Source organism: Solitalea longa (assembly GCF_002920915.1).
Taxonomy (GTDB): domain Bacteria; phylum Bacteroidota; class Bacteroidia; order Sphingobacteriales; family Sphingobacteriaceae; genus Solitalea; species Solitalea longa.
In genome coordinates this window covers 120,525-139,377 of record NZ_PQVF01000011.1, presented here as the reverse complement: position 1 = coordinate 139,377, position 18,853 = coordinate 120,525, and the positions used below count along the sequence as shown (strand labels likewise).

The following is an 18,853-nucleotide window of genomic DNA, read 5'->3' as shown; positions in this document are numbered from 1 at the left end:
ATGCTAAGCTTCAAAAGGGCAGGCTTGGGGTAAATAGATGTTAAGATTGCATGAGAGGAAAACCATTTAGGAGATCCTACTTCAATTTTTACACAGTTTGTAGATTATCTGAAACAGCAACATTCACGGGAATTGTTCAACTATTTATAACCTAATCATACTTCCATTGGCATTATTTGTGTATAAAATCATTGAAAAACACCAGCCCCCTCGCTGGTATGTTTTACTTGATAAATGTTAACCTGTTCATTTATACTAATATGGGCAGGTTATTTTATTTTAACACGATTTTGAAGAAATGTGCGACTTCATGAGTTGTACCCTAACTGAACCTATGAACAAGCAATAATTATTTGAATTATTAGCCGAAGATTTCGATTGCAAGCCACGCACTTTAGAAAAACGAATTAAGCAAATCATACAAATCCGAAAAACCTCATTGGGCATAACGGTGCATTCTCCACACTTTGCAAACATCAGGAAAGTAAAGAAATTTTACACTTGTTAAAAAATTGAATATCAACTAAATACACTTCGTTTGCACGTTTACAAGTTTGCAAAGGCTATATATGCGCATTGAAAATTGCAAACGTTAATTATAGTATTTATAATTTATAAAACTCTTCGCTCATTTTCATTATTTTGCCTTTTAATATCTAAAATCAATCATTAGGAATATTAGTAAAATACAGCTGCAATTAAATGAGCAAAAAGAAAAGCATTAATCAAACAAAGAAGTTTAAATTTCAACAATATCAAGAAATCGGTTCCCCGGATGCTGAAACTGATAATCTGTTACTAAATGCCTTTATTGAAAATGACGCATTAAAAGCGTTAATAGATATGAATAATCAACGATCAATTGTTATTGGTCGTACTGGTAGTGGTAAATCTGCTATTCTTAGGTATATTGAAAACAGCCAAGAAAAAGTAATAAGGATTGAACCCGAAGCCATGTCGCTAAGGTTTCTTTCTAATTCAACAATTTTAAATTATTTCAGAGCCATTGATGTAAATTTAAATTTTTTCTATAAAATTTTGTGGAAACATGTTTTTGTAATTGAGCTATTAAAGCTTTATTTCAGGGACGATCAACAAAAAAAACAAAACTGGTTTAACAACATTATAGAAAAACTTAATGGAAAGAAAGGGAATGCGAAACGTGAAAAGGCCATTAAATATTTAGAAACATGTAGCAACGATTTTTGGCTTGATACCGAAAAGAGGATTAAAGAGATTGAAAGTAGTGTACAAAAAAAATTCACTGACGAAATAGGTGTCGATTTAAAATCATTAGTCTTTAAATCTAATGCCAATAATTCTTCTGAGGATAAAACCGTTTCAGAAATTAAAAACAAAGCAGAACATGTGATAAGTGAGGTTTTAGCGGAAGAAATTCATGATATAATAAATATACTCCGTGATGAGATCTTTGTTGATTCCCAAAGAAAGCATTTTATCATTGTGGATGACCTAGACAAAGAATGGGTTCCTACAAATATTAGGTATGATATGATCGGTGCAATGATCGAGGTTATTAAGGAGTTTCAAGTATTTAAGGGTGCAAAAATTATTATTTCACTAAGAGATAATTTATATCAATTGATTTTTGCTGGTTTTAAACATAATGGCGGACAAAGGGAAAAATTTAAGCCTTTATATGTTGAACTTCAATGGACTTCTGAGGAGTTGAATCTTTTATTAGAAAAACGATTGGACATAATTTCCGAAAACACTTTATCAGTAAAAGAAGCTTTTGAAAAAATTTACAATAAACATGCAAAAGGTCTTACAGGTTTTGAATATATGCTTGAAAGAACCTTCTATCGACCTAGAGATGTAATCTCTTATGTGAACCATACTATTGAAAACAGTAATAATAAATCACATTTCACACTCGATATTATAAAAAAAGCAGAAATTTCTTATTCAGTGGATAGACTTCAGGCGATTGAGGATGAATGGGGTGAAAACTATGGTAATATTAGGGAGATATATAAGTTTTTAGAGGCAAAATACAATGGTTTTAATGTTAGAAATATTAAGGAAGATGAATTTATAAATATTTATTTTTCTGAGGAATTAGAGAAAAAATTCCGAGGTGATTTATTACTTATTATACAAAAATGGAAGTCAGATGAAACTAAATTTAATTCGTTTTTAAAAGAATTACTATTCCTCTTATACTTAATTGGGATTATTGGTATAAAGAAAGGTCCTACAGCTCCGGTGCAATTCTTTTTTGACAAGACCTACGCATTAACCAAAAATGAAATTAGCAATGATTCGAAAATTTATGTTCATAAAGCCTTCTATTCAGCATTGAGAATAAATACAAAAGAATTAGAATAACATAATGCCTTTTACAAAATTGATTTTTAGCACATTTTTTGGTCAAATGATTGCTCCTAGATAAAACATATTTCATTTATAATCACAAAATAACTTTTTTGTCATTAAATAATTAAAAGTAAATTTTAAATTAGAATTGACTCGCTTCCAAGCGTAACTCATAGGTAGATGTGAACCTGCTCATTATTCGGGCAGGTTGTTTTATTTTATTGTCAATTGCTGAATAAGTCTATCTTTTACCCCATTCCTTACAACCTCTAAATTTTTAATCAAACATCTTCTGTATCCACTTTGTATTTCAATTCCTTTTTTATAAAACCACCCGTAACTCGCTATTGAAAAGCCTTGTACTTCAAATTCAGTCAAAGGATATTTTTTGTATTCATCATTATTATATAGCAGCTCATTTTCTATGGTTGCAATGGAATGTTTTATAGGCATATAACCTAGCTGAAAATAATGTTCCTCTGGTATTTCAAGTACTGTATGAATTTCATCATTTGAATTATTAGGTCCAACTAAAATAATATCAGCTTCAACCCATCTATAATCCGGTATTAATGCCCTATCAATTTTTTCATACCCATCAATTTCTAATTTTACCCAATTATGAAAATCAATGTCGTTAACAACATCATCAATATCCATAATTACCTCTAAGGCATCCGAAACTAAAATTCTTCCTTTTGTTAAATCCAATAATAATTCTTTGTGCATACAATTCTACATCCAATCTAAATTAAAGAAACTTCTTGCAATACTAAAAATCAGTATTCAACTTTGCTAATAAATTTAGTATTCAATGAGCGACAAGATTACATTCATTTATAAAGGAAAAAAGTATGAGAGGGAATATTTATGTAACAACTGGTCGAAATTTTACATTGTATACTCAAAAGGAAGTAAGTACACCTTTAGGCAAAACGTAGAAACATACCCGGAAACAGATGGTTGGTTCATTGAAGAAGAACACCAGATACCGGAGGACTTGGTTAAAATAATTGGCACAGCCTTAGGTAAAACTTTTCGAAAAACGGCTCAAAACCCACGCTTAGCAAGATATGGTAAGATGCCAATTGATAATACACCGGCACCTACAATAATTTACAACATACGGTTAGCGGTGTATGACAAAACAATTACTGTTAAAAATTTATTAATGATGAATTACAATGGTAATCCCGGCAATCCAATGGGTTATGCCGAAATTTTTTATGAAGGGAACTACATCATGGGTAATTTATTTTTCAACCCACATACGCGCGAATTTCGGGCGCTAATTCCTAATTTTAAGATCAACCCACATAATAACTCAGTATTAAGTATCGGTTTAATGAATGCGCCAATACCAGGTAACCAAATTCCTAGTATTGGTGAGCAAATGGAAAATCCAAATCCAAGAGATGGAGTAGATTTTAGTTATAGCGATTTTTAAAACTTAAATGCAATGAAAATTTTGGAGAATGTAGAATTGGATATTTTAATAGAGTATAATGGCGAAGTTCACAATCGGTTGATTAATAAAGGTTGTAATTATTTAGAAACCATTTATGCGATTGATCCAACGGAAATGGAGGCCGATGATAAAGTTGTATTTGTAATTGTTCCGATAATTAATAAAATTGATGGCCCCTTGGCAAACAGTCCATATGTTTTGTCAATTAATGATGAAACAGTTAAGTCGGTTGTAAATGGTGATTATCCGGTTAGATGGCTAATAAATCCTGAACACTTAAATTAAAACACTTGTAAGCTATGTGCTATAATTATAAAAATGACGCTGCCTCCAAAGACATGAAGGTGCGGTTTAAACGGAAAATGAAAGAAGAAGATGAACAAAACTATAAGCCTGTTTTTAAGGCCAATGGATTTTCTCACCCATTAATGCCGGTAATTACCCAGGAAGAACCTGAATTAATTCAGCTTTACCAATGGGGTCCATTTAATGCATTTGCCGCAGAAAACGAACGGAAATACAATACCTTAAATGCTATTTCGGAAGAGATATTTGAAAAGGCCACTTATAAGAAAAACATCCAAAATAAACGATGTTTAATACCGGCCACCGGTTTTTATGAATGGATGCATGTGGGTAAAGAGAAATACCCATTTCATATTGCCATTGATGAACCCATCTTTTGTTTCGCCGGTATTTATAACCACTGGAAAGACAAAGAAGGAATTGAACGTAAAGCCTACACCATATTAACCACCGCGGCTAATCCAATTATGGAGAAGATCCATAACACGAAGAAGAGAATGCCGGTGATTATGCCAATGGTATTGGAAGATAATTGGCTAAAACAAGATTTGGCAATTGAAGAGATTAAATCCCTCTTACTTCCATATGAAAATGAGCGGACACTCGCATTTTCAGTTGATAAAAAAGTGATTTTTTCAGAGGATGCCAATACTCCCAAAGTATTTGAAAGAGTCGATTATCCGGAGTTGGCTTTGTTGATGAATTGAACAGTCTAGTTGTCGGAGATTCTCAAAAATTTAAAATTATGAATAAATGACATTGACAAACTCTATGAAATTATCCGCGCAGACGGTCCGTTTGTTTCTTTTGAAAAGTGGGAACAATTTCAGATTAGCAATATTAAGGTTTGTACCAGAGTCCTAAAAACACCTGGGGTTTATGCACTTCGGCTACAAAACTGTGCAGTTAAACTTCTTTAAATAAGAAGAGGGAAATCCATTAACAAAAGATTTAATAATCCCATGTTCATCGAGTGTGTGATGATGATTTTGAAATCCACGTACACGCATTCGGTTCTAATCCATACTATTCTTCTTTTCGGTCCCAAATAAATACAAGATAGGATTAATTGAAAATAAAACTTATTCCTGAATTCCTCATCTATCAAACTCTGTTTTGAACCTTTTTTGTATCACAGTGTTTTTCTTTTTCTTTTAAGTTGTGGGCCACTTTAGCTATTTGTTTAGAGTGGTTGGTTATTTAAATTTTCCCGTTTTGTATTTAATAATTAACTAATAGTTACTGAGAGGTTTAATAATGGTAAAATCGTAGAATAATCTAATAAATCGTAGGATTGTCCATTTCAATTATGTTATAAGTTAAGCATAATTGAAAAAATTAATTATTAATTAAATTCTGCTATTTTAATGAAACTAAAACATTTGCTATCAGGCGTACTCTTATTCTTCGCCACAATTATTATTGGAATTTCCTCATGTAAAAAAGAGGATCCGATTGAAATTGATCCAGACAAACCAATTATTGATCAGGTCAAAACCTGGTATTCAGATCAAACTAATAATGAAAATTCTTTTTCTAAAAATGAAGCCCAAGGAAATTCAGAAGACTTTATTAAAGATTTTGTCCAACAAAACAAACCCTACTGGAAATTAGCTATTAAAGCAAAGACTAGGAACGGTACTGACTACATGGCTTTACCGGTTTATTTTGACAAAGTTAAAGGAGTCTATCGTGAATTAGTGATCAACGTGATTGACAACAAATTATATGGTGCAATAAAAGAATATTCGTTAAGTACGGAAGCACATGTAATGGATGAGTTAAAAATTTATAGTCTTAGCGGTAGACTTATAGAAAAAGGTAAAATTACTAGGAAAGGATATATACCAAGAAAAACTCATAAAAATTCTGATATAGAGACTCAGGCCATTGGCGATGAAATATATGAATTGCCAGAAGTAACTGTTACATCTACTTATACAGGTCCAATGTGGATAAATCCTTTCCCAATTATATCTCCACCAAGTTATTTGTGGTGGACGTATACTGAAGTCTATAATAGTCCAGCTACAAGTGGAGGATCTTGGTACTCATATGTGGAACCGGAAATGAAAGACGAGGATTGGGTCCAATATTGGAATTATTACAATCAGAGCGACATATTAAATAATATTTCAAATCCATGTGTTAAACAAGCTGTAGATGAGGCTATTTCACAAGGATTAAAAAATGAGATAATACAAACTTTATATAGTCAATTTAACATTAATGATGATATAAATCTTCGATTTTATGAATCTCCCATGGATCCTGAGGTTGATGGACATGCTGAACCTGTGAAGATTAATTCTACTTGGAATGTAGATATTTATCTTAACGACACTACTTTACCACTTTCATCTAAGGAATATGTAGCAGCAACTGTGTACCATGAAGCAATACATGCTATCTTAAGGGTGAAAGGCAAAGATGATATTTTAGATCATTATGATATGGCTTTAAGTTGCATTGAAGAAATGAGTATTGCATTACATGAACGTTTTCCAGATTTACCTTATGAGTATGCGGAGGCTTTAGCTTGGGGTGGATTACAAGAAACTATTTCATGGGTTTATCTACAAACTCACTATCCTCAAAAAGCGCAGTTTATTCTGCAAATAAACCAAAAATATAAAAATCAAACTTATGGAACACCAATATGCAATTAAAAATAGTAGAAATTATAGAACTATTTATATGTTCTCTCTATTATTAATGATAGGAACGATTTTATCTAAGAATTCAAAAGCTCAGGATAAAAAATACAATAAAGAAGAATTTTATAAACAATTTAGTATAGGATTAAAAGTTCCGCCCTTAAAAGGTTGTTCAATTAATTTTTTGAAACTAGTTTTTGAGATAAATAACTCGGGAGAACTCTTTAAAATTGATGTTGTTGGAAGTTCTGATGAAATAAAAGATGCAATTTTCAAATATATTAATAATACAGATACCACTTCAATTACTAAGCGGGATACCACTTATAAAAAAATACTAAAGTTGGATACCTCTTGGTTGCAGTCGTTTATTAAAGAAAAACAATTGGTAAACTGTACAGTATCATTACCTATTATTGTTTTAATTTATGATAATAATAACTGTAAAATAAATGAAGAACTAAAAGCCATATCCAAAGATATAGCCATTTATGGTTCTGAGAACCTTACAAAAGATTATTATTTAAACCCAATAATTATTGAGAGGTTTAAAATCACTCATTAATTATAACTTTTTATTCTTATTTGATATTATAAGGAAGTGAACTTTTATATCACTTCCTTTTTTTAACTGTAATAGGAGTATTTTTAAACCCATGAAATGAAATATAGCTTAATTTTTCTTGTAGCAATTTCTCTTGTTGCTTGTCACCGCTCAAGCGATAATTTGATTGATAAAAATATTCACCTAGCCCGTGAGAATAAGAAGGAACTAATCAAAATCAGAGATAATTTTGAAGAATCTTCTCAAAAACGGTTAGCCTCAGATTTCCTATTAAAATACATGGGGAACAAGGGTTATCTTGATAGCGTTAAACAATTTCATTCAGATGTGGAAAATGTTAAAAGCGATTTTATTATTTCAGACCTCAATAATGCATTTGTTATTTGGGAGTTGAGTAAATGGAAGCATGAAATCTCATTCGAAACATTTTGTAAATATATTTTGCCTTATCGAGTTGGAAATGAAAAAGTTGAAGATTGGAGAAAGTATTTTTACGAGCGATATAAGCACTTTTCTAAGAACTCTTTCAATATGAAAGCGAATGCTAGACTAATTGCAAAGGATATATTAAACTGGTATACTTATAAAAGTGATTATTATCCCATCGTTCAAACACAAAGTTTATCTAATATTTTAAAAAATAAATCTGGAGTCTGTGGAGATATAGCCAATACTCTTATTTATGCATTCAGAGCTAATAATATACCTGCTGCTAAAGAATATGTCTCTTTCTGGGGAGGACGAAACATGGGTCATGTAGAAGCAGTATTTCTAACTGATTCAAATCGATTTACGCCATTAACTGAAGATACTTTTAGATTTTTTGCAGCAAAGGTTTATAGAACAACCTATTCATCAATTGAGCCGGAGTCAGAAAAAATTAAAAAATTAGGATTAATGATTGATGATATTCCCTCTACTTTTTTTGCTATTACAGGTGAAGACGTTACATCAGAAAGGACTTCGGTAAGTAATATTAAAGTTCAATTAAATAATGTTTTTGACCAAAAAGTGGCTTATCTCTGCGTTTTTAATAATGGCGAATGGAAGCCCATTTCTTGGGGAAAAATAGCATCTAATAGCATAGTGAAATTTGATCAAATCGGCAGGAATATAGTGTACAATACAGCTTATTATAATAATAATTCCCTAGTTCTTACCGGGCAACCATTCATCCTTGAAAAATCTGGTAATAGGAAGGCGTTTTATCCTATTGAAACTAGTTCAAGGTGTATAAAAATCTACCATATTGGCTCCAGTCAGGGTATTGGTCATAATGACAATGGTTTACTTCCGAATACAAATTACCGCCTATCTTTTTTTAAAAATAATTCTTGGATTGAATTAGAGACTAAAACAACACTACAAGATAAAAAGGGATTATCTTATTTGACCTATACAAAAGTTCCAGATAACGCTTTATTAAGAGTAGTAAAAGTTAATGGAAAAGATTTAGAGAGGATATTTACCTATGAAAACAATATGCAAATTTGGCATTAGCTTTTTAACGCCCCATCGTAAAATACATGCTTTCGGGATCCTTTTAATAATATTCATTTCCATACTTTTTAATATGAATGGAGATTATTGGTCAATCCAGTATTGTCCATGGATATTGGTAATAAGCTTGTTGCTAATAGGTTTTATTGGAATTACCGGATTTAGAATAAATAACATATCGATTGGAAAAATTGATATGCTATTTATTGTGTTTACTAGTTATATAATCCTTTCAATAATTCTAAATGGCAAACCATTTACGGACAAAATATATGTCTTTATTGGTTATTTTTTATTTTTCTTTATTGCGCAGCTTTCAATTGATAATAAGGAAAATTTAGACCTGATTTGGTTAGGGCTTATATTAATTCTTTTCGCTCAGGCAATCCAAGGAGTTTTACAATATGTTGGTGTAATTTCTCCCGCCAATATTTTTTTTACCATTACAGGATCCTTTATCAATCCTGGCCCCTATGGTGGGTTTCTTGCTGTGGGGCCACCAATTCTTATCTACTATTGTAACAAATACATTCAAAGGAAAATGTTCTACTATAGTTTGATTTGTATTGGCTTATTTATTCTGACTGCTATTGTGCTTTCTGGTTCAAGAGCGGCATGGATAGCAAGTATCGTAGGAACTTTGTTCATGGCAAAAAACCTATGGTTTCAAAATATGAAGCCATTTGCACTGGTAAACAAAAAAATTTTGACATGTATTGCTATTGCATTTTTATCACTGTTTTTGTTTTTTTTATTCCAGCTAAAAATGGATTCATCTTTAGGTAGGATATTTATTTGGAAGATTTCGTTGAGTATTTTTAAAGAACATCCACTATTTGGAATTGGATATGAAAAATTTGGAGTCGAGTACGGTAAATATCAAGCAGCATATTTTCAATCCCAGCAGGGCTCTTCAGAGGAAGTACGATTGGCAGGAATGAATTATTTCACTTTTAATGAATATTTAAAAATTCTTATAGAGTATGGCATTACAGGTTTTATGTTATTTGTTGTATTTATATATGGAGTTATTAAACTAATACTAACAAAAAATGATACCTGTGAGCAATTGATTGTCCCCTTATCGGTTACAATAACAATATTGATTTTCGCATTTTTTTCCTATCCATTTAGCACGATTCCAATTTCCTTATTGTTTTTCCTTTCAATCTCAATTATTTCATTTTATGAAAAGAAACAAAATCAATTCCTAACTTATAAATTGCCAATTAATAGCTTGAGTAAAGGTTTCTTCTGTCTTGTACTTGTTTTTATGGTTTATAACGTTTCCATGAAATTAAAGGCCATTAGAATTTGGCAGCATGCTCAACAAAATCTATTGTTTCGTGAAAAACAATCATGGTTAGATTACAAAAATATTTACTCTTTGTTAGATAATAATGGCGCTTTTTTGTTCAATTATGGAGCCGAATTATCAGCGGGTGGATATTACAAAGAGAGTTGTTTAATACTCAATAAAACCGAAAAATTCTTTAATAGTTCGGATCTGCATATAATTCTTGGCAATAATTATAAAAAATTAAAAAATTATCATATGGCCGAAAAGGAATTCATAACGGCACATTATATGGTGCCTAATCTTTTTACACCTTTAAGCCACCTATTTGAACTATATAAAGAGACTGGAGAATCAAAAAAAGCGACAGAAATGGCATTGAAAATTTATCAATTGCCAATAAAAGTTTATTCGGATAAGGTTAAAGAGATTAAAACAAATGCATTAGATTATCTAAATGAGGCTAAATAATAATTGTACAGTTTTCTTTAGTGTACTTTCTTTAATGGCTGCTTGTTCCGTTTAAAATGTTGATTATTAATAAAACTAAAGTGTATTTGTATTCTTTCGTTTTAGATTAGAATCCCCTCGTTATACGAAGGGTTAAGTATTAGAATCACCTCGTGGAACTAATGCAACCAAAGATTTCGTCTATTCAGTAAGTTGTAATAGATTAAACCCATCCCACGACAGGTAAATAGGCATTCCTCAATTGTCGCCGGCAATGGGTACGCCAGCCTATAAAGTAACAATTAGCATTAACACTTTATACCCTTCGGGTGCCAGGCGGCAGGCTGTCATACCCATTGCTTTCGGCTCCTCATTCGTCATAGCAGCTCTCTCCGTGCTGGCAGCCGCTTCATTCCTTGCGCCTCGTTCCTCGGCTCCATCCATTCAGCCGCTACCATCCCGGTCGCTGCTCGTGTTTAGGCTCGCCTGCTGGTCGGTCAGGCTGCGGGTTGTCATACTTTTTGCCAAGCGTCACCCTGAGCGCAGTCGAAGGGCAAAAAGTCCGCCAACCCTTGTGTAGTTCAGGCCGCCAGGCTTTTGCCCATACATTACCTCGACTTCCAAAAGCCGCGTCCTTTCTACATAGGTCGCAAACCGCCCTCGTACCTCGGGCTGCTGTTTGCTCCCACCGTTCCCTCCACTCGCAAGCGGCTCGCATCACAAGTCCGACACACGCTCAGGGCTGTTTTACCTGCTTATAGCCGGCCACCCACCAAATCACATAAAAATTAATTTTTAGTTATTATACTTGCACCGCTTAACCTATCACTAATCAAAGACCATGAAAAATCTTTTCTGGATATTTATCGTATGTGCCACATTATTTGCAAGCTGCAAAAAAGACCAAGTAACTGAGCTTTCCCATCATAATAAACTGTATAAAGAATTTTATCACCGTGCTGCCGATCAAGTCAGAATATTTTATTACAACAATGATAACACCTTGAAAAAATATGAATACCAATTCGATCAAGGAATATCTGAAAGACATGAATATTTTTATAAAAATAAGCAGCTAACACAAATTGAAAATTATAGTTGGAATGGTTTAGCTAAGGATTTAATTCTCACCCAAATCTTTAAATTAAACTATATCGGAAATGGACAAATTGAAATCGAACAGGTATTGGGTGACCCCGCTCATGGATCATTACATGGCAGTAGTACAACTATGTATGGCAGGAAAGTGGTTTTGTATTTCGATGTAAACGGAAATCTTGTTTCCTGTAATGTATATTCAGATTCTATGGAAATAATAACCAAATATAAATTTGATCACGATAGCAGGGGGAATATAATATCAGAAGAGAAAAAAGATTTTTTTAATGATCAAATTACAACCTTCTATAAAGAATACAAATATGACAACAACATAAATCCTAAATATAAGCTTGAAGACATATTTGATTTTAGTAAGTACTACTCACCTAATAACTGCATCGAAGAAATCGAGAAAAACGAAGCAGGCGAAATATTAAGTACAATCAATCGGGTATTAGAAATTAATAATGATTACTTGCCCATTAATTTCACCGCCTATTCTAATTATAAATACAGTGGTAGTTCACAGATAAGGCGTGAATATGTATATTATTAAACCTAATCATTTTTATTTTTAGAAAATACCATTCAAAAATTAAGGGTTGGTAATTTTAGAGCTAACTCTTCGAACAAACTCAAATATGAACATCATTAAATCATTGGTAGTTTTTTATCTAGCTGTCTCATTTTGCGGCTGTCGCAAAGGGGCTTATACAAGCCCCGCCTAATACAAAAAGTAGATAGCACCGTTGTTCTGCTTCAAAAAATAAAAGATACACCAAAGTTAAGGGGCTTACACAGCCCCTTTCTTATACCCTCCAAAAGACTACGACATAAACTCAAAAAGCTTTAGAGCTCTACGCTATAACTTGCCTTATCAAGGATCAATTCTAACAGGGCCTAAATATATTGAGGGTGTTGTAGAAAAAAATCAATTGAATAGTTTCTCTAATTTTGTATTTTGTTAATAATCAGAAATTTAATTATGAATAATGAAATTAGTTTAATCAAAGCTCGTTACATGCTAAGAGATAAAATGGAGGGAATTAATGGTAGAATAGACCTTTTCAATGAATCCAATGATATTGAAGAGCTTAAGACTCTCTCTCATCTGTTACGGGAGAATACTAATGATCTCTTCAATGACCCTTATAAAACCGAAGTCAAACTAAGAAAATATAAAACTGAGGAGCAATTAAAATATATTATTAATGACCTTAGTCAGGATTTTACGGATAAAACCGATGATTTAAATTTTGATTATTTGTATCGTGTGATTTCATTATTGGCGAATGATCTTGATCGTATTCTCTATTTTGGAGCTAGCCCTAACCCAAATTTTGTAGTATATTATAATACAAATCAGAAAACAATACCATCAGAGTGGAAAAACATTACAGAATCTTATATTAATGAATTAATGGGACGGAACGAAATTGATTTTCCAACTTTAGAATACCGAATACTCTGCCTGAAAAAGGAACTTTGGAATACAATCGCAACCTAAACAATAGTTTCAGACACTAAATAAATTCGAACTGCTATAAGTGGGGTTGGATGTGGTAATAAATGAAAAGCCTCTTTTAGCGACTTTGAAACTATTTTCAATCAAACTTAGGTTGATCCAATCTCGGAATCATATTAGTAATATTCGATACTTCATACTTTGTCAACTTATTCCATCCAGCAGCGTCCTGTATAAATTCTCAAAGCCTTTGCCTGCTCACAACCTCGACTTCCAAAAGTCACGGCCTTTCTTCATAGGTTGCAAACCGCCCTCTTTCCTTGGGCTGTCGTTTGCTCCCCTCATTCCCTCCACTCGCAAGCGGCTCTCGCCACAAGGCCAACACACGCTCAAGGCTGCTTTACCTTCGTTTTTCCACAACCCTTGCACAGCAAAAACAATTAAGTATTTTAGCGTAATTCAACCCTGAAAGACTAATTGGTGCAGCTTTATTGCGTCTATTTAATTGTTAGCGGGAATTTTAAAAGAAAACACTATGGATAAAAAAATTGACATTCCAGCCATCCACGAAAAAGACTTAAAACAAGTCCTCAGTGACCTTGGCATACTTGAAGACCTTCAAGAAGGCAAATTGTTCTGTGTTAATTGCTGCAAGCTAATCACTTGGGACAATTTATTTGCTTTAAAAGTAGTCGAAAATAAACTTGTATTATTTTGCGATGAGGCTGACTGTGTAGATAACTCAACTGAAAAATAAGATGGATCAAATAATAAAAGAGATTTTAAAAATCGGTTTAGTTCCTACTTTCCTTTTGGTTATTCTGTATTTAATAATACAAGAACCGGAAAGGGCCAATAAGTTAAAAGCAATTATAACCCAGCCTTTTTTTAAACTATTCAAGTGGTTTTCAAAAGAGCACATATCATCAAAAGTGTCCTCCCAGGCAAATGAGTTCTTAAATTCATCTATATTCTCCCAACTTACCCATACTGAAAGGTATAATTTAAAGGTAAAATGGGTTAAAGAGGTTAACGATCCCATTCTTTCCGAAAACGGCACGTTAATCCTAAGAATGAAGGAGGAGGATGACCAAACAAGAAATATATTAGCAGCTGTTCATACAGCTTTACCTCATGTTGTATGTCCCTTAATTAGAAAAAATATCAATAAAACTTGTGAGAAGTCGATTGATTTGGCTATTCTGAAAAAGCTATCTAACAAACTTGGTAAGCATGGCAAGTTGACATTTAAAAAATATTTTTTAGACCCTGAAACTGAAATTGATTCAAAAATTAATGCATTAATAATTAAGTTACAATCACTAGACGACCATGGGTTTCTACTGCCAATTTTTATAAATGAGCTAGAACTCCTTAGTGAAGGATTATTCGCAGATAATGATATTACTGATTATTCAGAACAAACCTTGCTATTTCTCGAATACTTATTAAAAATAGTCAATAGAGAAGTCGGTCAAGAAATCCAATTGGAATATCTTAATTCACCTTTTAAAGTGAGTACCATTTTACTTGCTAAGGCTCAGCGAGCAGATACACAAGGATTAAAGCCATATTTGAGAAGACTTAAAATTAACCTTGATAAAGGAAGTGAGTCAATCTACGTTATATCATTCCCTCCTGCTTTTGATTTCTTCAAACGACTTTTATCTACATTAGATAACCATGAAAGAATTTTTATAAAAAAAGTTGTAAAAGCTCAATACTACAAGGAATCGTACCCTGGTCAAAGAGACCTTAAAATTGCAATACTAACAAAGAATGAAGTATTTGCTGATGAATCATTTGAGCAAAAACTACTTGAATACAATCTTCATGAAGGTTCTAAAGTAAAAGGGATTGTAGATGATATATCTCATAATGAGACTTTAGTAAATGTTTTAGGAATGAGAGCTTACATTCAGAGAAATGAATGCTCGTGGATAAGTATCGTAAGTTGCGAAGATGTTTTAGTTAAAAATCAGGAATATGATTTCGTAATTAAGAAAATTGATAAATCTGCCAACATGGTTTATTTAACCATGAAAACAGACGAAAACAACCCTTGGACACAAATTGAATTACCTAAAACAAATGAAACAATTGAAGTAGTCATTAGCTCATTTAATTCAATTAATTTTAAAGCTGTTTATCAAAACAAACTGGAAATTTATATCCCCACAGATGAAATATCGTGGTTCTTTCTAACACCCAATCAAAGTAGAGAACTTATCGGGACAACGCAAAGGGTTAAAGTATTGAATGTTGACGATGAAAACGAAAAGGTATTTTGTAGTCTGAGACAAATTGAATCTGACCCTTGGCCAAAAATACATGAAAGTTTAAAAGTTGGAATGGACTTTAATGGAAAGGTTACTGATATTACTCCCCACTATTTACAAGTTAAGTTAGCTAATAATTTTTTTGGTATTATTCCAAAAGAATCCTTAGAAGCAGCTGGTCATGAATACAAAAACTTTCATGAAAATGTAGTAGTAGGACAAGGTATTGACGTATATGTATCAAAAGTATTTATAGCAAAACAACGTATTCGACTAGACCTTAAAAGAAACAAAAAATAACGCGCCCACAAACTCGTTAATTATAAGGGCTTAATTTCCAAAAATAAAAGATACACCAAAGTTAAGGGGCTTGCATAAGCCCCTTTCTTATACCCTCCAAAAGACTACGGCATAAACCCACAAGGCCTTTGCCCCCAAGCCCATTTATTCCGTTTCCTTTTGGAGGCTAACCCGCGCCCCTAAACTAGCGGCTTTCTCTTTTCTTTTTTCTAGTTTTTTCTTTCTCTCTTTTAGAATTAGAGCGCGAAGCGCAAAACTTTAAAACTCAAGTTATGCGCCTCAAAACCTATTCTCAGAAAAACGCCAAGTCAACCTTTGAATTCTATCTACTTTCAAAAGGCTGCAATTCAGGAAAACCGTTAGAAAATCCTTGCCCAAATTGCTTTACCTGTATTTGTAAGGATGAACAAGAAAAAGAGCAGCTTTTCACTCTATGTTTTGGTCTTTGGCAGGGCGGTTATTTTCTGCCATTCATAACCGGTTCAGTTATTCCTTTTATCCGGTTAGATGATCTATCAACAGTCATTAAAACCGCTCTAATCAAAATCAATGAAAAACCATTAGAGTTCAAGCAGAGCGTTTCGGTTATTCGATCCCTTAACCAACACAGTAAAATCATAGAAAGCCAAATTAAGCTCATTAAAGAAGCTAAAAAGGTATTGCTATACAAACTGCTGCGCTAAGGCCACTTAATGCCTTAAACAACATTTAAGCCTTATGTAAAGCATACATATTTCATATCCGGCTAGGCCGCTAAGTAAAAGTCCTGAGTGGTAAGCCCAGGACTTTGTTTTAAATCAATTAAGTATTTGTTTAATCCCTGACAGCCGTTTGGCTGACGGCCGAGGCCACCACGCCAATTGTTGCCAGATAACCTGCAATGGTTCCAACCACGGCAGGCAGTGCAACAGGAGCGGCCAATAGTGCTCCGCCGATAGCGCCAATCATAAGACCAATTGTGCGGACCTTGCGGAAGAATTTAGGAGTTGGAGACTTTACCCGGTCAACCAGGGTAATTTTTTTATCAGTGTTCATAGTTTTTAAATTGTTGATGTTCTAAAATTTCAATTCGTTTTTCCAGATAACTTACTTTCTGGTTTAGTAGATCGTAACCGTTTTTAAATTCAGATTTGATCAGCGAGGTAGTGGTTTTTACTTCTGATAAATCGCGTTCTACTTTTCTGAAATCAGTATGCAGCTGTCGGATGAAATAGGCTACTACCGAAAGGAGCAAACTTATTAAGGACCCAAAGAAAATTCCAAGTTCTGACATAATTAGAGGTGTTGATTGGTAACTGTTAAATGAACAGATTCAGCAGCAACGATTCTTGTTAGTACGGGATAGATGCGTTCATAAGCCAGGCGTGATTGGTAAACTTCAAATTCGTCATTCACCAAATTATACCAGGAACCAAATAGCGGGCAACCTGCAGTGTCATTAATGGTATTGCCAATATGCAGGTAGACCGATTTGAAATTAGGGATGCCCGAGATCTCGATCATTCCTTTATGCATTATTGGATATCGCTTTCGGTAATCCAAGTTCATGCCTCCCCATGTATTTAACAGGAGTTTGTAAGAACCTTCCGGTATGCACGTTTTACCTGGTACTTTAGTTTTACGTATCGCATCTTCTAAAAGATAACACGCAAAAATTCCGTTAACATATAAATGGCTCAGGGTGGATGATTTTCCCTGAGCCATTCGTTTAAGTTCAATAAGTGCCATCTTTAAAAGGTAGCAATCAGTTTTAACGCATTGCTTCCGCTCAACAAGTAGTAATTGGCGCCAACTTGCTGGTAGAATTCTACCCCAATAGCAGCCATTACAGTTGCATCGGTTGAAACCGTTGCCAAGTTTGATAAAGCTGTGCTTAAGTTCAAAGCTGGTACCGCTTGTTTCAAATCCTGGTAATCAGAGATTGCTACGGCCGAAGCTTCGTTTTCCGCTGCAGCCAAAGGCTCATAAGTTTTTGTAGCTTCATTATAGGCATAATCCGAAACCACACCTAATGCCAGGACTACTTTAAAATGGGTAGCACCTAAGGGAGCTCTTATCTTGCTAAACGGATCAAATGCTTCCACTTGTAAATCGGCACTTAAACGGTTAACTGCAGGAGTTACAGTAAACGGTACATTAAACACGGTGTCAAAATTAATCTTGCGATTAAACTGAATACCCAATAAATACTGAGGTTGCTGAGAAATGAGGATAGCGCGGTAACCACGAGCTTCTGATTGATCCTCCAGGTTGATTTTTTTCATTACCGCAGTTACCCGGCCAGTTAGCTGCGGATCAGACATTGAATTAAGTAATGAGGCAAATGCTGTTCTCAACGATTTACCGGCTTTGGCCGAACCGCCAAACTCATTCATGTTTTCGCGGGTTCGACGGAACTCGTTAGCAGTTTTTACTTGCTCACCAGTTGGACCGCCAACCATACCGGCAAAGTAACCTTTTTGACCTTTGATTTTGAAGTGGCGGATATCGCCCAGGGTGCCCACATACTTTAAGGAGCCTTTTTGTCTTGCCATAGATTTAAATATTTGATTATGACAAAGAAAGGGGAGGGGTAAGGTTTTTAGAAAATTATAGTAGTGCAAAAAAGCACAGAAGGATGCAAAGAAATAATATTTTAAAATGTTGTACCTATGTTGTACCCCAAATAAAAAAGAGCCTTGAAACGGCTCTTTTTGGCGTTTAAATGATGTTTTTTAAATTAAATTGTGGACCCGGAGGGATTCGAACCCTCGTCCAAACATGGGATTTGTTGCGCTTTCTACGTGCTTAGTTGGTGTTTAATTTTCGACCGTAACCTGCCCGCCTACAGGCTAATTACAGCTTAGCTTCTTTAATTGTCGGGTTAGCTGCGAAGCGTTACTAACCTTATTCCTTCTTTTTAGTGCCCCCTGGTCAAACGCGGAAGGATTGCGCTTTTGGGGAACATCTTGCCTCTGGCACTATGCCAGATAAAAGTGATTTTTACATCTGTAAAAATTACGCAGCAAGAGCGTAGTTATTTTCGCCGTTTATAGATTGAAGGTTTTCTTTTACAGGCACTCCCAACAACGCCTGGCATGCTTACACACAAATCTTCCACCCTGTCAATTCCGGTCGAGCCCATT

19 protein-coding genes and 1 other RNA gene are annotated in these 18,853 nt (G+C 33.9%); 13 read left to right on the top strand and 7 right to left on the bottom strand.

Going from position 1 to position 18,853, the window contains the following annotated elements; genetic code table 11:
• Nucleotides 1-702: 702 nt before the first annotated feature.
• Complete coding sequence (locus tag C3K47_RS15600; RefSeq protein WP_103790087.1) at nucleotides 703-2,352, top strand: P-loop ATPase, Sll1717 family; 1,650 nt, start codon at nucleotides 703-705, stop codon at nucleotides 2,350-2,352.
• 201 nt (nucleotides 2,353-2,553) lie between these two features.
• Here the strand turns inward: C3K47_RS15600 and C3K47_RS15595 are convergent, their stop codons facing one another.
• Complete coding sequence (locus C3K47_RS15595) at nucleotides 2,554-3,069, bottom strand: AbiTii domain-containing protein (RefSeq protein WP_103790086.1); 516 nt, start codon at nucleotides 3,067-3,069, stop codon at nucleotides 2,554-2,556.
• Nucleotides 3,070-3,154: 85 nt separating this feature from the next.
• On the opposite strand from C3K47_RS15595, the gene C3K47_RS15590 reads away from it, so the two are divergent.
• From C3K47_RS15590 to C3K47_RS15560, 7 genes are all read left to right on the top strand, one after another.
• A complete protein-coding gene (locus tag C3K47_RS15590; RefSeq protein ID WP_103790085.1) occupies nucleotides 3,155-3,787 on the top strand; it encodes a hypothetical protein in 633 nt (210 codons plus the stop codon).
• 12 nt (nucleotides 3,788-3,799) lie between these two features.
• Nucleotides 3,800-4,093: a hypothetical protein gene (locus C3K47_RS15585; protein WP_103790084.1), complete on the top strand. Its 294-nt coding sequence runs from the start codon at nucleotides 3,800-3,802 to the stop codon at nucleotides 4,091-4,093.
• 14 nt (nucleotides 4,094-4,107) lie between these two features.
• Nucleotides 4,108-4,821 carry an SOS response-associated peptidase gene (locus C3K47_RS15580; RefSeq protein ID WP_103790083.1) on the top strand — a complete coding sequence of 238 codons (714 nt, stop codon included), beginning with the start codon at nucleotides 4,108-4,110 and terminating at the stop codon, nucleotides 4,819-4,821.
• 660 nt (nucleotides 4,822-5,481) lie between these two features.
• Complete coding sequence (locus tag C3K47_RS15575; RefSeq protein ID WP_103790082.1) at nucleotides 5,482-6,783, top strand: hypothetical protein; 1,302 nt, start codon at nucleotides 5,482-5,484, stop codon at nucleotides 6,781-6,783.
• Nucleotides 6,761-7,336: a hypothetical protein gene (locus C3K47_RS15570; protein WP_133159398.1), complete on the top strand. Its 576-nt coding sequence runs from the start codon at nucleotides 6,761-6,763 to the stop codon at nucleotides 7,334-7,336. Before C3K47_RS15575 ends, C3K47_RS15570 begins: the two co-directional genes overlap by 23 nt.
• 96 nt (nucleotides 7,337-7,432) lie before the next feature.
• Nucleotides 7,433-8,836 (top strand): transglutaminase domain-containing protein, encoded by a 1,404-nt coding sequence (locus C3K47_RS15565; protein WP_103790080.1) that lies wholly within the window; start codon nucleotides 7,433-7,435, stop codon nucleotides 8,834-8,836.
• Between the two features lie 73 nt (nucleotides 8,837-8,909).
• Nucleotides 8,910-10,604 carry an O-antigen ligase family protein gene (locus C3K47_RS15560; RefSeq protein ID WP_165784713.1) on the top strand — a complete coding sequence of 565 codons (1,695 nt, stop codon included), beginning with the start codon at nucleotides 8,910-8,912 and terminating at the stop codon, nucleotides 10,602-10,604.
• Between the two features lie 267 nt (nucleotides 10,605-10,871).
• Here C3K47_RS15560 and C3K47_RS19590 read toward each other — a convergent pair whose 3' ends face one another.
• A complete protein-coding gene (locus tag C3K47_RS19590) occupies nucleotides 10,872-11,027 on the bottom strand; it encodes a hypothetical protein (RefSeq protein ID WP_165784712.1) in 156 nt (51 codons plus the stop codon).
• A 397-nt stretch (nucleotides 11,028-11,424) separates the two neighbouring features.
• Between C3K47_RS19590 and C3K47_RS15550 the strand changes: the two genes are divergently transcribed.
• The 5 genes from C3K47_RS15550 (at nucleotide 11,425) to C3K47_RS15530 (ending at nucleotide 16,411) form a co-directional block, all read left to right on the top strand.
• Nucleotides 11,425-12,240: a hypothetical protein gene (locus tag C3K47_RS15550; protein WP_103790077.1), complete on the top strand. Its 816-nt coding sequence runs from the start codon at nucleotides 11,425-11,427 to the stop codon at nucleotides 12,238-12,240.
• Nucleotides 12,241-12,669: 429 nt separating this feature from the next.
• Nucleotides 12,670-13,191 (top strand): hypothetical protein, encoded by a 522-nt coding sequence (locus C3K47_RS15545; RefSeq protein ID WP_103790076.1) that lies wholly within the window; start codon nucleotides 12,670-12,672, stop codon nucleotides 13,189-13,191.
• A gap of 493 nt (nucleotides 13,192-13,684) precedes the next feature.
• Nucleotides 13,685-13,906 (top strand): hypothetical protein, encoded by a 222-nt coding sequence (locus C3K47_RS15540; protein WP_103790075.1) that lies wholly within the window; start codon nucleotides 13,685-13,687, stop codon nucleotides 13,904-13,906.
• A gap of 1 nt (nucleotide 13,907) precedes the next feature.
• Nucleotides 13,908-15,728 carry a S1 RNA-binding domain-containing protein gene (locus tag C3K47_RS15535; protein WP_103790074.1) on the top strand — a complete coding sequence of 607 codons (1,821 nt, stop codon included), beginning with the start codon at nucleotides 13,908-13,910 and terminating at the stop codon, nucleotides 15,726-15,728.
• 272 nt (nucleotides 15,729-16,000) lie between these two features.
• Entirely contained in the window at nucleotides 16,001-16,411 is a 411-nt protein-coding gene (locus C3K47_RS15530) for a DUF6943 family protein (RefSeq protein ID WP_103790073.1), read from the top strand.
• 130 nt (nucleotides 16,412-16,541) lie between these two features.
• Here the strand turns inward: C3K47_RS15530 and C3K47_RS15525 are convergent, their stop codons facing one another.
• The 5 genes from C3K47_RS15525 to ssrA form a co-directional block, all read right to left on the bottom strand.
• Nucleotides 16,542-16,763: a hypothetical protein gene (locus C3K47_RS15525; RefSeq protein WP_103790072.1), complete on the bottom strand. Its 222-nt coding sequence runs from the start codon at nucleotides 16,761-16,763 to the stop codon at nucleotides 16,542-16,544.
• Complete coding sequence (locus C3K47_RS15520; protein ID WP_103790071.1) at nucleotides 16,753-17,001, bottom strand: hypothetical protein; 249 nt, start codon at nucleotides 16,999-17,001, stop codon at nucleotides 16,753-16,755. Before C3K47_RS15520 ends, C3K47_RS15525 begins: the two co-directional genes overlap by 11 nt.
• A gap of 2 nt (nucleotides 17,002-17,003) precedes the next feature.
• On the bottom strand, nucleotides 17,004-17,456 hold the full coding sequence (locus tag C3K47_RS15515) for a DUF5675 family protein (protein ID WP_103790070.1): 453 nt from the start codon (nucleotides 17,454-17,456) through the stop codon (nucleotides 17,004-17,006).
• A gap of 2 nt (nucleotides 17,457-17,458) precedes the next feature.
• Nucleotides 17,459-18,262: a hypothetical protein gene (locus C3K47_RS15510; protein WP_103790069.1), complete on the bottom strand. Its 804-nt coding sequence runs from the start codon at nucleotides 18,260-18,262 to the stop codon at nucleotides 17,459-17,461.
• 190 nt (nucleotides 18,263-18,452) lie between these two features.
• Nucleotides 18,453-18,850: a transfer-messenger RNA gene (ssrA, locus tag C3K47_RS15505) on the bottom strand.
• Between the last annotated feature and the right edge of the window lie 3 nt (nucleotides 18,851-18,853).